Origin of the sequence: Streptomyces sp. L7, assembly GCF_050990935.1 — a bacterium.
Taxonomy (GTDB): Bacteria; Actinomycetota; Actinomycetes; order Actinomycetales; family Microbacteriaceae; genus Leifsonia.
The window spans coordinates 2501525-2514359 of the sequence record NZ_CP194644.1; the positions used below are offsets into that span (position 1 = coordinate 2501525).

Consider the following 12835-nt stretch of genomic DNA (forward strand, 5'->3'; position numbering starts at 1 on the left):
CTGGAAGACGCCGATGGTGGTGTTGTCGACGGCGTCGCCGTGGTTGAGGTTCCGGAGTCCGGACTCTCCGATTGCGACCATCAACGCGAGGGTCTGCCCGTGTGGGGGCACGCTCATCTGTTGGCCGACCGTGATGATCGTCGCTGCGATCTTCAGCTGCACGGGTCCGTACCCGTCAACGTTCTGGCCGGCTTCCACAGACGGTGGAGATCCGCCGCACGCTCCCCCACCGCCGCCGAAGCCGTTGGCACCCATCGCGAGCACCAACGACACCGGCACGGCGACGAGCGCCATAGGGACGACCAGAACGATGACCGCCGCGACGATCAGCAGATTCCGAGTCGTCTTCGGATGTGACACCGCGTGAGCGGCAGCCGCGCCGACGCTGATCATGCCGCCAGCTCCTGTTCGAGGACGGTCTGGGCGATCATCAGCAGCCGCTTCGCGGTTGCGATCCGGGCCCGCGCCGAGCCGGGGTGGATGTGCAGTGTAGCGGCGATGGTGCCTGCGTCGTCGCCGATCATTTCTGCGACCTCCCGGAACCCACCGACCTCGGGCACGCACGACACGATCACCGAACCCGTCAGCGGTAGTCCCGCATCCGCGGCAGCAAGGGCCGCGAGCACGGTTCGTGCGGTCTGGCACACCCGATCATGGATCGTGCGGACACCGCGCTTGGACAGCTGATGGGCCTCGGCCACCCGATCGGTATCACCGTCTGCCAGGCTCAGGTCGCTCATCACGTGCCAGTCGGATGGGCCCACGAAATCGGCGACCAGCACCATCCATCGGTGCGCGCTGAACCGCCGGATCATCGCCTCCAATGGGTCGATATCCGAGTCGGACTCGACGTCGTCCGGAACGTCGTCCATCGGGACGTGCTTCCGCTCGATCTCCCGCAGAACGACGTGACGGGTGATGCCGAACACGAACGCGTGCGGCGACCCGCGCTTGGGGTCGAAGGTGGAGGACCGGTGCCAGACCGTCTCCCGGGCGAGCTGTAGAACGGCGTCGACCTCATTCGGCCAGCCGCGCAGTTGGAAGCGGACGTACGGTCGCAGGGTGTCGACTTCATGGAGCAACTCCGTGAGAAGCGCATCCGTCCGCGTGCGGACTTGGGTTCCTTCAGCCACGAGATCACAACCTTCCTTGCATGGAGGTGGCTACTACGAAGGACCGGGTTCGAGCCGGGCGGCTCGTGAGACTGCGCCTGGGTCAGCGCGAATGGGCGCGTGGGAGCGCCCGTGAAGATGAGTGGGTGGATGAGCCGAGCATCGCCGGGGAGGTTGGGGCGGCGAGCCCGGATTCGGTGATGGAGCAGCGACTTCGACTCTGAAGTTCGGGAGTCTCAGTCACGATGGGTTACCGCCGCTCTGACTCGAGTTGGGAGCCGGGCGTCACGGTGATCGGGGTAAGAATCAGCCGCTCCATTTGGTGCCGCACGCTACCCCCGAATAGGGGACGCAATGTGATGGCACGCCGGGGTGCACCAGCAGTTCTACTGACAGCTCTCACATTGCAAGTCATCCATTGGATCGACCGGCACGAGGTACCCATCGACGAAGTCCTGGATGACGCCGGGGCCTGCAGGCGTCGGCTCAGCTACACGTACACTCCGGTCTTCGTCTGGGCGCTCGCCTCCAGCCATGCCAACACCTCCGACCGCTTGTAGAGGACGGTGCGCGGGGTCGGCTTGTAGAACCGCGGCCCTTTGCCGTGATAACGCAGCTGCGCAAGCGCAGCGATGGACAACCCTGTGAGCTCAACCACTTCTGCTGGCTGAATGAATTCTCCTGTCATTTTGTCTCCTTCGTTTCGACAACCTAGGAGCAACTGAGTTGTTGCAAGCACGGTAGCAAAGAATTGCACGCTTGACAACAGGTCGGGCGCTAGGCTGTTGAAATGGCAGACTTTCGAGCGGAGACCAGCATCGGTGTGCGGATCAGATTGGCGCGCCGAGAACGCGGCTATCGCACGACGGCAGACTTGGCCGAGGCCATTCCAGGCGGGAACGTGACCGAGGCGATCCTGGAGAACATCGAGTCAGGCAGGAAAGCCGACATCAGCATTAGTCAGCTGCTGAACATCGCACGCGGACTGAATGTGCCGGTGACCATGCTCCTCGCGCCGATCGGCAGGCCAGACGCAACACTGGATCTTGCGAACCTCAGCGACGACTTCACTGGCATGACAGCGGCAAAGTTCGACAGCTGGCTCTCATCCACCCCAGCCAGTTCGTATCGACCACGTCTGGCGTCTGAACGAGCCGACATCGCCATTCTCAACTCCCTGCGTGAGCTCGGCACCCTTCGGCGGGAACTCGATCGCCTAGAAATCGTGCTGAGGACGCAGGACGCGTCCGGCGATCCCGACCTGATCGCTACCAACGCTGCGGTCCAGAAACGCATCGACCGAATCGCGAAGGAAATCGCGGATGTCGCCGAGCTGCTTACGAGCGCGGGACTGACTGGAATCGCAGAAGCGGCGGAGTCGTAACCCAACGATCTTCGTGGCATCAGAAGGCGAGAGGAACACCGATGGGAAGCGTCGAAGCCTACGAGAGCGCCAACGGGCGCCGCTATCGAGTCCGGTATCGAAAGCCCGATCACAGTCAGGCCAGCAAGCGCGGCTTCCGCACGAAGCGTGAGGCCGACATCTATCTCGCCTCGGTGGAAGTCAAGAAGGCTCGAGGCGACTACATCGACGTAGCTCAAGCGCGCGCCACGATCGAAGAACTCGGTGAGCAGTGGATGACGTCGCAGACCCACCTGAAGCCGTCGTCTGTTGCTGTCGTCGAATCGGCTTGGAGACTGCACGTCCGACCTGCGTGGGGCTCGAAGTCGATCGGACAAATCCGACACAGCGACGTTCAACAATGGGTCTCTGGGCTGAGCGCCGGCGGCAACGACTTCGGTAAGCCCAAGTCGCCCGCGCTCGTGCACCGCTGCTACGGGATTCTCGCCGGGATCCTCGACGTGGCCGTCCGCGACCATCGTCTCGCTTCAAACCCGGCGCGCGGGGTCGCGTTGCCTCGCAAGGTCTCCAGGGAACACTGCTACCTCACACACGAGCAACTCCACCGACTAGCTGGCGCGAGCGGCGAACACGGAACGCTCATCCTCCTCCTCGGGTATACGGGTCTGCGTTGGGGTGAGGCGACGGCGCTTCGCGTCAAGGACGTCGACCTCTCCCGGAGGCGACTGCACATCGTAGAGAATGCCGTCTTCGTCCGCGGCGAGGTGATCGTCGGCTCCCCGAAAACGCACAAGCGGCGCAGCGTGCCGTTCCCAGCGTTCCTCAGCAAAGGGCTCGGCGAGGCGTTGGAAGGCAAGAGCGTTGACGACCTCGTTTTCCCCGGGCGATTTGGCGAACACCAGACGACGCCCACCATTCGGCAGAACTCCTGGTTCGACAAAGCACTTGTTACGGCAGGTCTACCGTCGATGACGATTCACGATTTGCGTCACACCACGGCCAGCCTGGCAGTCTCCGCCGGCGCCAACGTCAAAGCGGTGCAGCGCATGCTCGGTCACGCCTCCGCGGCCATGACCCTCGACGTCTACGCGGACCTCTTCAACGACGATCTCGATGACGTCGCCTACCGTCTCGACGAGGCCGCCTCGATCGCGCTGAATCACTCAACGGGATCACCACGTAGTACGGCCGATCTGAGTCACTGAGCGTGCCCGGAACCAGCCCCGCTGAATTGGAGTGTGTCCAAATTGTGTCCAAATCGCCCCGACAACGAGAGAACGGCGGCTGATCATCAGCCGCCGCTCCCAGTGTTTTCAAGCTATGTAGCGAGGGCGGGACTCGAACCCGCGACACCACGATTATGAGCCGTGTGCTCTAACCACCTGAGCTACCCCGCCGTAGTCTCCCGTCGTCGCGACCGGGAGACGGAGCCCCTGTGGGAATCGGACCCACTACCTCTTCCTTACCAAGGAAGTGCTCTACCAATGAGCTAAGGGGGCGAAGCCGGGCATCCGGAAAGGTCCGGGCCGTTTTCGGCAACCGTACGAGGATACCATCCCCGCGAGGGTGCTCCGTACCACCCGGACCCCGGATTCGACCCCGGATCAACCTCGGATTCGAACCTGATCAGGCCCGGCTCACGCCGCCTTCGCGGCCTCCGATGCGCCGTCGAGCGCGTCCAGCTCGTCGGCCGTCAGTACGACGTCCGCCGAGGCCAGGAGGTCCGGGAGCTGCTCCAGCGTGCGGGCGCTCGCGATGGGGGCGGTGATGGTCGGCTGGGCGGCCAGCCAGGCGAGCGCGATGGTCGCGACCGAGACGCCGTGGGCGGCCGCAACCTCGTCCAGGGCGGTGAGGACGCTGCGGCCGGTCTCGTCCAGATACGCGGCCGCACCGCCGGCGCGGGGGCTGTCGACGGTCACGCCGTCGCGGTACTTGCCCGTGAGGAAGCCCGCGGCGAGCGCGAAGTACGGCATCACGCCGAGGCCCTCGCGCTCGGCGATCGGCCGGTATTTCTCCTCGTAGGCGCGCTCGACCAGGTTGTAGTGCGGCTGGAGGGCGACGGCGCGGTGGAGGCCCTCGCGCTCGGTGATCGCGAACCACTCCTCGATGCGCTCCGGCGAATAGTTGGAGATGCCGATGTGGCGGACCTTGCCGGCGTCCACGAGCCCCGAGAGGGCGGCGACGGTCTCCTCCAGCGGCACCGACGCGTCGTCGAAGTGGGCGTAGTAGAGGTCGATGTAGTCGCTCTGCAGGCGCTCGAGGGAGGCGTCCGCGGCGCGGCGGATGTTGTCTCCGGCGAGACCCTTGAAGTCCGGGTGCTGGCTGACCTTGGTCGCGAGCACGACGTCGTCGCGGCGGCCCCTCGCCGCGAACCACTCGCCGAGGATGCGCTCCGAGTCACCCCCGGTGTTTCCCGGCACCCAGGCCGAATAGCCGTCCGCGGTGTCGACGAAGTTGCCGCCCGCCGCCGTGTAAGCGTCGAGCACCGCGAAGGAGGTGTCGCGGTCGGCCGTCCAGCCGAAGACGTTTCCCCCAGTGAGAGCGGGAAGACCTGGAGGTCGGAGGTTCCGATGGCGCGGCGCGGTGAAGTCATTCCGTGATCCTTTCGTGGCTGTCCTTTGACGCTAACGCGGCCTCCCCGTGGCTATTCCGAATGTGTCGAAGATGTGGAGAGGTCACACGTGCGGCCCTGCTGTGGAGGGCAGTACCGTGGACGAATGGCCACCGCCCTCGCCCCCGAGCGCCCACTCGCCGCCGACTGCGCCTCCTGCACGGGACTCTGCTGCGTCGCGCTGGCCTTCGCGCGTTCGGCGGACTTCGCGTTCGACAAGGCGGCCGGTGAGGAGTGCGTGAACCTGGAGGACGGCTTCGGATGCCGCATCCACCCGCAGCTCCGCGAGCGCGGCTTCAAGGGCTGCACCGTGTTCGACTGCTTCGGCGCCGGCCAGCTCGTCACGCGGCACACCTTCGGCGGCAGGTCATGGCGCGACGACGCGGCCGTCCGCGCCGAGATGTTCGCCGTCTTCCCGATCGTCCGCCAGCTCCACGAACTGCTCTGGTACCTCCGCGAGGCCCTCGCGATGCCCGCCGCGGCGCCCCTCCACGACGCGCTCCGCGCCTCCTGGGACGAGGTCGCGGCCGCGGCGGACGCCGCCCCCGCTTTCATCCTCGAGTTCGACATCGATGAGCTCCGCACCCCCGCGGCGGCCCTGCTGCGGGAGGCCGCCCGACTGACTCGCGAGGCCGCACGCGACGCAGCCACCGACCGGCCCCGGCCCGCCTCCTCCCCCTCCGCGTCAAGCGCTCCCGCCTCGCCCCCGGAGCCGACCTCCTCGGCGCGGACCTGCGCGGCGCGGACCTCCGCGGCGCCGAGCTGCGTGGCGCGCTCCTGATCGGCGCGGACCTCCGCGACGCCGACCTCACCGCCGCGGAGCTCATCGGGGCAGACCTCCGCGACGCGCGGCTGGACGGCGCCGCCCTCGACCGCGCCCTCTTCCTCACCCAGCCGCAGGTCGACGCGGCACAGGGCGACGAGCGCACCCTCCTGCCCGCTGCGCTCACGCGCCCGTCGCACTGGAACACCGCCTCGAACTGAGCCGAGGCGGCCCTCGGGCGTCGACGGCAGAATCCGTCACAAATGCCTCCGTTCAGTCGAGGGGGCTAGCATTGCTGCCAGCGCCGACGACGGCGCGCCGATCCCGGTGCCGCGAGCGGCGGCGTGCGAGGAACGACGGCGCCCCACCGATCGTTTCCGCCACGCGTGCCCGCAGCGACGCCCCGTCCTCCGCCAAGACAGGTGATCCCCATAACTTCCGAATCCTCCCGCACGCTCTCGCCCAGCACTCCCGGCCGCGAGTGGTGGCGCTCCGCCGTCATCTACCAGGTGTACCCGCGCTCGTTCGCGGACGCCGACGGCGACGGGATGGGCGACCTCCCCGGCATCACCCGCCGGCTCCCCGCGCTCAGCGACCTCGGCGTCGACGCCGTGTGGCTGTCGCCGTTCTTCACGTCGCCCCAGAACGACGCGGGCTACGACGTGGCCGACTACCGCGACGTCGACCCCAGCTTCGGCACGCTCGCCGACTTCGACACGATGCTGGAGACCGCGCACAGCCTCGGGCTGCGCGTCATCATCGACATCGTCCCCAACCACTCCTCCAGTGACCACGTCTGGTTCCAGGAGGCCCTGGCCGCTGCCCCGGGCAGCCCCGAGCGGGCGCGCTACCTGTTCCGCGACGGGAAGGGCGCGAACGGCGACGAGGCCCCCAACAACTGGGAGTCCATCTTCGGCGGCTCCGCCTGGACCCGCATCACCGAGCCCGACGGCACTCCCGGACAGTGGTACCTGCACCTGTTCGACAAGTCGCAGCCCGACTTCGACTGGGAGAACCCGTGGGTCCGGGAGCAGTTCCGTGACATCCTGCGGTTCTGGCTCGACCGCGGCGTCGACGGCTTCCGCGTGGACGTCGCGCACGGCATGATCAAGGAGGCCGGCCTCCCCGACTACACCCCGCCCGCGAACGCCGGCAGCATGGGCGGCGGCGCGGTCGCGACCACCACCGGCGGCATCGTGCTGGAGCCGGAGATCAGCGCGCACGCCGAGGGCGAGCCCGTCACGCCTCCCTACTTCGGGCAGGACGGCGTCCACGACATCTACCGCGACTGGCACACGGTGCTGGAGGAGTACGAGGGCGACCGCGTGCTCTGCGGCGAGGCCTGGGTGGAGCCGCTGGAGACGCTCGCGCACTGGGTCCGCCCCGACGAGATGCAGCAGACCTTCAACTTCGGCTACCTGGAGACGCCGTGGGACGCGGTCGCGCTCCGCGCGGTGATCGACCGCTCGATCGCCGTGTTCGGCAGCGTCGGCGCCCCGAGCACCTGGGTGCTCTCCAACCACGACGTCGTCCGGCACGCCACCCGGCTCGCGCTGACCGGCGACAACCCGCAGGGTCACGGCATCGGACCGAAGTCGCACGGCATCCCCGACCCGGCGTTCGCGCTGCGCCGCGCCCGCGCCGCGACGGCGCTCATGCTCGCGCTCCCCGGCTCGGCGTACCTGTACCAGGGCGAGGAGCTCGGCCTCCCGGAGGCCATCGACCTCCCCGACGAGGCCCGCCAGGACCCCACCTGGTTCCGCACCAACGGCGAGCGCTACGGCCGCGACGGCTGCCGCGTGCCCATCCCGTGGGAGGGCGACGACCCCTCGTACGGCTTCGGCCCCGGCCCGAAGAGCTGGCTGCCGCAGCCGGCGACCTGGGCGGAGTACACCCGCTCGTCGCAGGAGGGCGTGCCCGGCTCGACGCTGTCCATGTACCAGGAGGCGCTCGCCGCCCGCCGCGCGCACGACCTCGCGTTCGGCGAGCTGGAGTGGTCGAACGCCGGCGAGGACGCGCTGCTGTTCCGCTCGGGGAAGGTCACGGTCGCCGTCAACTTCGGCAAAGCCCCGCTGCCGCTGCCGGAGGGCACGGTCATCCTGGCGAGCGGCCCGCTGGAGAACGGCTCGCTGCCGCAGGACACCACCGCCTGGCTGGTCTGAGCCGCCCCCGTCCCCCGCTGCGAACGGAGGAGACCCGCCCCCATCAGGCCCGGGTCTCCTCCGTTCGCTGTCTCCCGCCGGCGTTTCGGCCCGGATCTCCTCCGCCACCGACCGGCCGCGCGCGTCAGCTCGCGTTCGCCTGCAGCCACGCCACCGGGTCGACCGGATCTGTGCCGTCCAGCCGGATCTCGAAGTGGAGGTGCGGCCCGGTCGATATGCCGGTGTTGCCCACCGCGCCCACGATGTCGGCGACGCCGACCCGCTGCCCTTCGGCGACCCGCACCGACCCTGTCTGGAGATGGCAGTACCTGCTGCTGACCATCCGTCCGTCGATCAGGTGGTCGATCGTGACGTTCACGCCGCAGCCGCCGCGGTCGCGGGTGACGACCTCCCGCACCACGCCGTCCGCGATGATCTGGATGGGGACGCCCGCCCCCGGCGCGAAGTCCACCCCGAGGTGGTCGGTGGAGGCGCCCGCGGTCGGCGCCTCGCGCGGCCCGAAACCGGAGGTGATCGGCACGCCGACCGGGAACGGCCACTGGACGGCGCCGGCCGGGTTGTTGCGGAACGTGTCCGCGATCCGCAACGACCGGATCGCGGCGAGCTGCTCGCCGGAGGTCGCCGCGCCGCCGTCGCGGACGATGCCCTCCCGCTCGGCCGGAGCGATGCTGTCGAGCGCCTGGACCTCCCTCTCCGACGCCGGTGCGCTGGAGAAGTGCGAGTCGGCGGTGCGCGCGCGGACCTGGTCCTCCGTGAGGAGTGCCATCGCCGGGACGGTCGTGGCGACCGCGATCCCGAGCACCGACAGCATCGCGAGGGTGCTCACCCCGCGGCCGAAGCGCGGCTCGCGTGCCCGCTGGGCCGCTCGCTCACGCTGCCGGAGCTCGCGGCGGGTCAGGTGGTGGGGCACCCGACCCAATATAACGAAACGGTAACTGCCTCACCATTCGGGAGGGCCGCCCGGTCATTCCCAGTGCCGGTAGTACCCCTGCACCAGCGGGTCGAGCTGCGCGTACAGGTCGGGCGCTGCCGCGAGCAGCAGCCGCTTGCCTGCCGGGGCCCCGTCCAGGCCGCCGAGCGTCGCCCCCGCCTCCTGCGCGATCAGCGCGCCGGCCGCGTGATCCCAGGGGTTCAGCCCGCGCTCGTAATAGGCGTCGAGGCGCCCGCACGCGACCGAGCACAGGTCGAGGGAGGCCGCCCCGATCCTCCGGATGTCGCGCACCTGCGGGATCAGCTCGTGCACGAACGCCGCCTGCTTGCGCCGGATCTCCGGGTCGTACCCGAATCCGGTCCCGACCAGCGCGAGCGGCAGTTCCACCCCGCTGTTCACCTGGATCGGCCGGCCGTTCAGCCGGGCACCGCCTCCCGCGGCCGCCGTGAACACCTCTCCGGTGACCGGGTTCACGACCGCCCCCGCCAGCGTCCGCCAGGTCGCCGGGTCGGGGTCCCCCTCCACGACGGCGACACTGACCGCCCACGCGGGGATGTCGTAGAAGTAGTTGACCGTCCCGTCGATCGGGTCGACCACCCAGGTCAGCCCGCTGCTGCCCGCATCGCCGCCGGACTCCTCCCCGAGGAACCCGTCCCGCGGCCGCGACGCCTCCAGCGCACTGCGGATGAGGTCCTCGGACTCCCGATCGGCCCGCGTGACGATGTCGGTGATGGTCGACTTGGAGGCCGCGATCTCCACCCCGTCCCTCCGCCGCTGCAACGCGAGAGCGGCCGCGCGACGCGCGACGGTGGTGGCGATCTCGAGCAGTTCGTTGGGGGTGGGCATGGGGACAAGCCTGGCACAGTTGCCGGGACGGCCCCGATAGCGGAACAGGGACGCAGAAAGGGATCCGGACGAACCGGATCCCTTTGCTGAGGGTGGCGAGTGCGGGATTCGAACCCCTCGATGGCTACGCCGGCTGATTTACAGTCACTGAGAGCGCGCTGAGGAGTCCAGCAGGTCACTCACTGTGGCGCAATTCCGCGGATTTCTGGGGTATATCTGAGGGCTCCGTGGCATCCAGTGCAGGCCGGTTCGAGCAGTTCGCTCACACAAATGCACACACACAGCGCCCCCGGACATGAGAGAGACCCGGCCCGCAATGCGCGCGGCCTGGGCTCTCGTCGGTTCGGTCTACGAAGGCGACGATCTCGACGTAGGCGACGCGTGAAGGCGTCGAGTTCGACCGCGCCCAGGTCGCGGCCGCGAATCCGGCGAAAGCGATCGACGGGAAGGCTCGGCGCCTGGCGCTGCAGGAGCGGGCGTACACGCGAGTCGAGCGGATGTACGACCGCCTCGAAGCGCAGAAGTTCAAGACCCTGGTCCGCGCCGACGTCGGCGTGGAACGCACATCTCAGCCGCGATGAAGCTTGAGGCGGCCAACGGGGCCGCAGGCCTTGACGACGCGACTAGCCTGCTCACTCGGCTGGGCCAAGCGCTCGGGGTCGGTGAGACCTGATCGTCGGCGGTGCCAGCGCAGCGGCATCGGACAGGAGCCCACACCAGGCGGATGACGCCCGCTAGAGATGGATCAGCCCGGCTTGCTCCGCACGGTTGATGGAGTGGAGCACTTCGCTCGCTACCGCTCGCATCTGAATCTGGAGCAAGTCGCGCTGGGACGCCCGCTGTTCAGAACGTTGTTTCTCCGCGCCGTCGCGGCTGAGGAAAGTGGGCGAGCCCGCGAAGAGTGCAGAGATGTGATGGCCGGCGAGGTCCACGTGGGCGCCGCCGTCCTGGTTCGCGAGCCCGAGGACCAGCTGCTTGCGGGTGATGCTGGCATCGCCGAACTGCACGACAGGTTCACCAGTCCACCAGTCGTCGTAAGGGACATAGCGGCCATCTGGACCGAAGTCCAGCGGCTCGAGGTAGGTCGACCCGTCCGCTGCATAGGCGATGCCATGCAGCGACGACCCGATTTCCGGAGTGTCCTCTGGAATATCGAGCGCAGGCGGTATGTAGAACGAGCGCCACAGCATCTCCCGCTTCGCACCGAGCTGGAGGAGAGCGCTATCACCGGGGCCGTCGTCGTACGAGATAGTGCGAACCGACAGTGCCATCCGTAGTGCTTCTGAATGATCCCCGGCGTCGAACTCGCGAGCGCTCTTCATCAGGAACGAGTAGTGCTCGCGGAACCGGACCATAACCTCGGCGCGCTCAGCGCCATCCTGGGCTTCATCGACCTCGGTCATGGAGCACACCGTACCGCCTTTGCGCTCGCGGTGTCCGCTCTGGTACCGCCAGGTGCGTGAGAGCACACACCCTCAGATGGGCTCCGGCGTCACCCGGACCTCGATTGAGCTAGCTGGGACATCCAGGGTCACCGCAATGAACTCCCGCGCCATCGGAGGCACGTCGGCGAGATCCGCTGCTTGAGTTAGGCCGCCTAACTCGGGGATAGCGATCATTCACCACACGCCGTCGCGGGTGACGGTGACCTCGTACTCACGCATACCAACATCCTGCACCGTGAGACGGCCAAGCGTGATTCAGGCAAGCTGGGCCGCCTCGGCCTCGCGCCGCTCGAGTTCGAGCCGGATCGCGATCTGCAGGAGCACACGGCCGGAGGCGCGCATGCACTCCTCTCGGGTCGGTCTCCCGCTTTCGTCGTCCATATGGCCGTCTCCTCACGCTCGGGGCTATCCTGGCGATATGAGCGCGCAGCAACGCTAGCCGCATCCGGCGGCCGGCGACACCGATTAGGGAGTCCCTATGAAGTCTGCGCTCAGCCATCTTCTCTTTCGCCTCGTCTACGGCGACCACCTGTATTCGCCGCCTTCGAACCCCCGGCGCCTGCTCTGCGAAGCACTCTTCCGGATGTTCGGGCACCGCGTCTGCTGCCGCGTACCCGAGTGGACTGCGCGCGTCGGGCAGCCGTGGGACGCGTACGACATCGCACCGTGGAACCTCTACAACCTGCTGTGGGCGGCAGAGACCTGGATTCGGCAGGGCATGACGCCCTAAGCCATCGAGAATCAGCCCTGTGCACACACATCGCTCACACATTGCGCGATCGCACGACAAAGGGGACCCGGCTCATTGCCGAGTCCCCCTTTGTTTCACTGGGGTGGCGAGTGAGGGATTCGAACCCCCGAAGGCTACGCCGGCTGATTTACAGTCAGATCCCTTTGGCCGCTTGGGTAACTCGCCATTGCGCCCGAAGGCGCCATGTAAGAATACTCGGCGCGCGCCGCCGAACGAAATCGGGCGGGTCAGGCTGCGAGGAGCACCGTCGGCGCGTCGGCCGGCCGGGTGTCGGCGCCGTCGCGCACGAGCGTCAGGACCTCCGCCTCGGCGAACTCCACGACCACCTGCGCCAGCAATTCCCGCTCGGTCACGTCGAGCACCCGGCAGAGCGCCGCGAGGATCTCGGACGACGCTTCCTTGCGGCCGCGTTCGATCTCCGACAGGTACGGGATGCTGATGCGCGACGTCTCCGACAGCTCGCGCAGCGTCGCGCCCCGCTCCGTCCGCAGCCGGCGGAGCACGGAGCCGATCGCGTGCCGCATCAACATGCCTGAAGCCTAAGCCGACGCCCCGGCTCCGCGCCGATCCGATTTTCGGATTCCGCCCACAGCAGAATCCGACCGGACCCGCGCGACTTCGCGACACTCCCCGCCTCCTGCCGCCGATGTCGGTGGCTGCGCGCACAATCGGGGGCATGAGAACGTTGGAGATTTGCGAACGGTGCGACGGGACGGGCGCCGACCCCCGCCAGCACACCGAGGAGATCGCCGTCTGCGTCGAGTGCGACGGCGACGGTTGCCACGTCACCTACTACGCCGAGCTCCAGCAGACGGCCTGAAACCGCGGGACGCCGGGAGTCCGTCCTTCCT

Annotated in this window: 12 protein-coding genes, 3 tRNA genes and 2 pseudogenes; 6 read left to right on the forward strand and 11 right to left on the reverse strand. The window is 68.1% G+C overall.

Features of this window, described 5'->3' with window-relative positions; translation table 11 throughout:
- Positions 1–389 precede the first annotated feature (389 nt).
- Both ACR5MH_RS12420 and ACR5MH_RS12425 read right to left on the reverse strand, forming a co-directional pair.
- Positions 390–929, reverse strand: coding sequence for a hypothetical protein (locus tag ACR5MH_RS12420; protein ID WP_431347475.1), 540 nt, complete (start codon positions 927–929; stop codon positions 390–392).
- 673 nt (positions 930–1602) lie between these two features.
- The gene (locus tag ACR5MH_RS12425) at positions 1603–1770 is read right to left on the reverse strand and encodes a helix-turn-helix transcriptional regulator (protein ID WP_431347476.1); all 168 of its coding nucleotides are present in this window, start codon (positions 1768–1770) and stop codon (positions 1603–1605) included.
- 132 nt (positions 1771–1902) lie between these two features.
- Here ACR5MH_RS12425 and ACR5MH_RS12430 point away from each other — a divergent pair, with 132 nt between their 5' ends.
- A complete protein-coding gene (locus ACR5MH_RS12430) occupies positions 1903–2496 on the forward strand; it encodes a helix-turn-helix transcriptional regulator (protein WP_431347477.1) in 594 nt (197 codons plus the stop codon).
- Between the two features lie 41 nt (positions 2497–2537).
- Positions 2538–3680 carry a tyrosine-type recombinase/integrase gene (locus ACR5MH_RS12435; RefSeq protein WP_431347478.1) on the forward strand — a complete coding sequence of 381 codons (1143 nt, stop codon included), beginning with the start codon at positions 2538–2540 and terminating at the stop codon, positions 3678–3680.
- A 118-nt stretch (positions 3681–3798) separates the two neighbouring features.
- Here ACR5MH_RS12435 and ACR5MH_RS12440 read toward each other — a convergent pair.
- The 3 genes and pseudogenes from ACR5MH_RS12440 to ACR5MH_RS12450 all read right to left on the reverse strand — a co-directional run bounded on the left by ACR5MH_RS12440 (position 3799) and on the right by ACR5MH_RS12450 (position 5068).
- Positions 3799–3872: transfer RNA gene (locus ACR5MH_RS12440), tRNA-Met, on the reverse strand.
- Positions 3873–3902: 30 nt separating this feature from the next.
- A tRNA-Thr gene (locus tag ACR5MH_RS12445) sits at positions 3903–3975 on the reverse strand.
- Between the two features lie 137 nt (positions 3976–4112).
- Positions 4113–5068 (reverse strand): annotated as a pseudogene (locus ACR5MH_RS12450) (aldo/keto reductase).
- A gap of 124 nt (positions 5069–5192) precedes the next feature.
- On the opposite strand from ACR5MH_RS12450, the pseudogene ACR5MH_RS12455 reads away from it, so the two are divergent.
- Positions 5193–6070, forward strand: a pseudogene (locus ACR5MH_RS12455) (pentapeptide repeat-containing protein).
- 201 nt (positions 6071–6271) lie between these two features.
- Positions 6272–8011: a glycoside hydrolase family 13 protein gene (locus ACR5MH_RS12460; RefSeq protein ID WP_433861803.1), complete on the forward strand. Its 1740-nt coding sequence runs from the start codon at positions 6272–6274 to the stop codon at positions 8009–8011.
- A 124-nt stretch (positions 8012–8135) separates the two neighbouring features.
- Here ACR5MH_RS12460 and ACR5MH_RS12465 read toward each other — a convergent pair whose 3' ends face one another.
- From ACR5MH_RS12465 to ACR5MH_RS12480, 4 genes are all read right to left on the reverse strand, one after another.
- Complete coding sequence (locus ACR5MH_RS12465; RefSeq protein WP_431347480.1) at positions 8136–8921, reverse strand: M23 family metallopeptidase; 786 nt, start codon at positions 8919–8921, stop codon at positions 8136–8138.
- A 54-nt stretch (positions 8922–8975) separates the two neighbouring features.
- Positions 8976–9788 (reverse strand): inositol monophosphatase family protein, encoded by an 813-nt coding sequence (locus ACR5MH_RS12470; RefSeq protein WP_431347481.1) that lies wholly within the window; start codon positions 9786–9788, stop codon positions 8976–8978.
- 734 nt (positions 9789–10522) lie between these two features.
- Positions 10523–11191, reverse strand: coding sequence for a hypothetical protein (locus ACR5MH_RS12475; RefSeq protein ID WP_431347482.1), 669 nt, complete (start codon positions 11189–11191; stop codon positions 10523–10525).
- Positions 11192–11488: 297 nt separating this feature from the next.
- Positions 11489–11614, reverse strand: coding sequence for a hypothetical protein (locus ACR5MH_RS12480; protein WP_431347483.1), 126 nt, complete (start codon positions 11612–11614; stop codon positions 11489–11491).
- A 97-nt stretch (positions 11615–11711) separates the two neighbouring features.
- On the opposite strand from ACR5MH_RS12480, the gene ACR5MH_RS12485 reads away from it, so the two are divergent.
- Positions 11712–11963 (forward strand): hypothetical protein, encoded by a 252-nt coding sequence (locus ACR5MH_RS12485; RefSeq protein WP_431347484.1) that lies wholly within the window; start codon positions 11712–11714, stop codon positions 11961–11963.
- 104 nt (positions 11964–12067) lie between these two features.
- Here the strand turns inward: ACR5MH_RS12485 and ACR5MH_RS12490 are convergent.
- Both ACR5MH_RS12490 and ACR5MH_RS12495 read right to left on the reverse strand, forming a co-directional pair.
- A tRNA-Tyr gene (locus ACR5MH_RS12490) sits at positions 12068–12149 on the reverse strand.
- Positions 12150–12211: 62 nt separating this feature from the next.
- A complete protein-coding gene (locus ACR5MH_RS12495; protein WP_431347485.1) occupies positions 12212–12514 on the reverse strand; it encodes a helix-turn-helix domain-containing protein in 303 nt (100 codons plus the stop codon).
- 146 nt (positions 12515–12660) lie between these two features.
- Between ACR5MH_RS12495 and ACR5MH_RS12500 the strand changes: the two genes are divergently transcribed.
- A complete protein-coding gene (locus tag ACR5MH_RS12500; protein WP_431347486.1) occupies positions 12661–12804 on the forward strand; it encodes a hypothetical protein in 144 nt (47 codons plus the stop codon).
- Positions 12805–12835 lie beyond the last annotated feature (31 nt).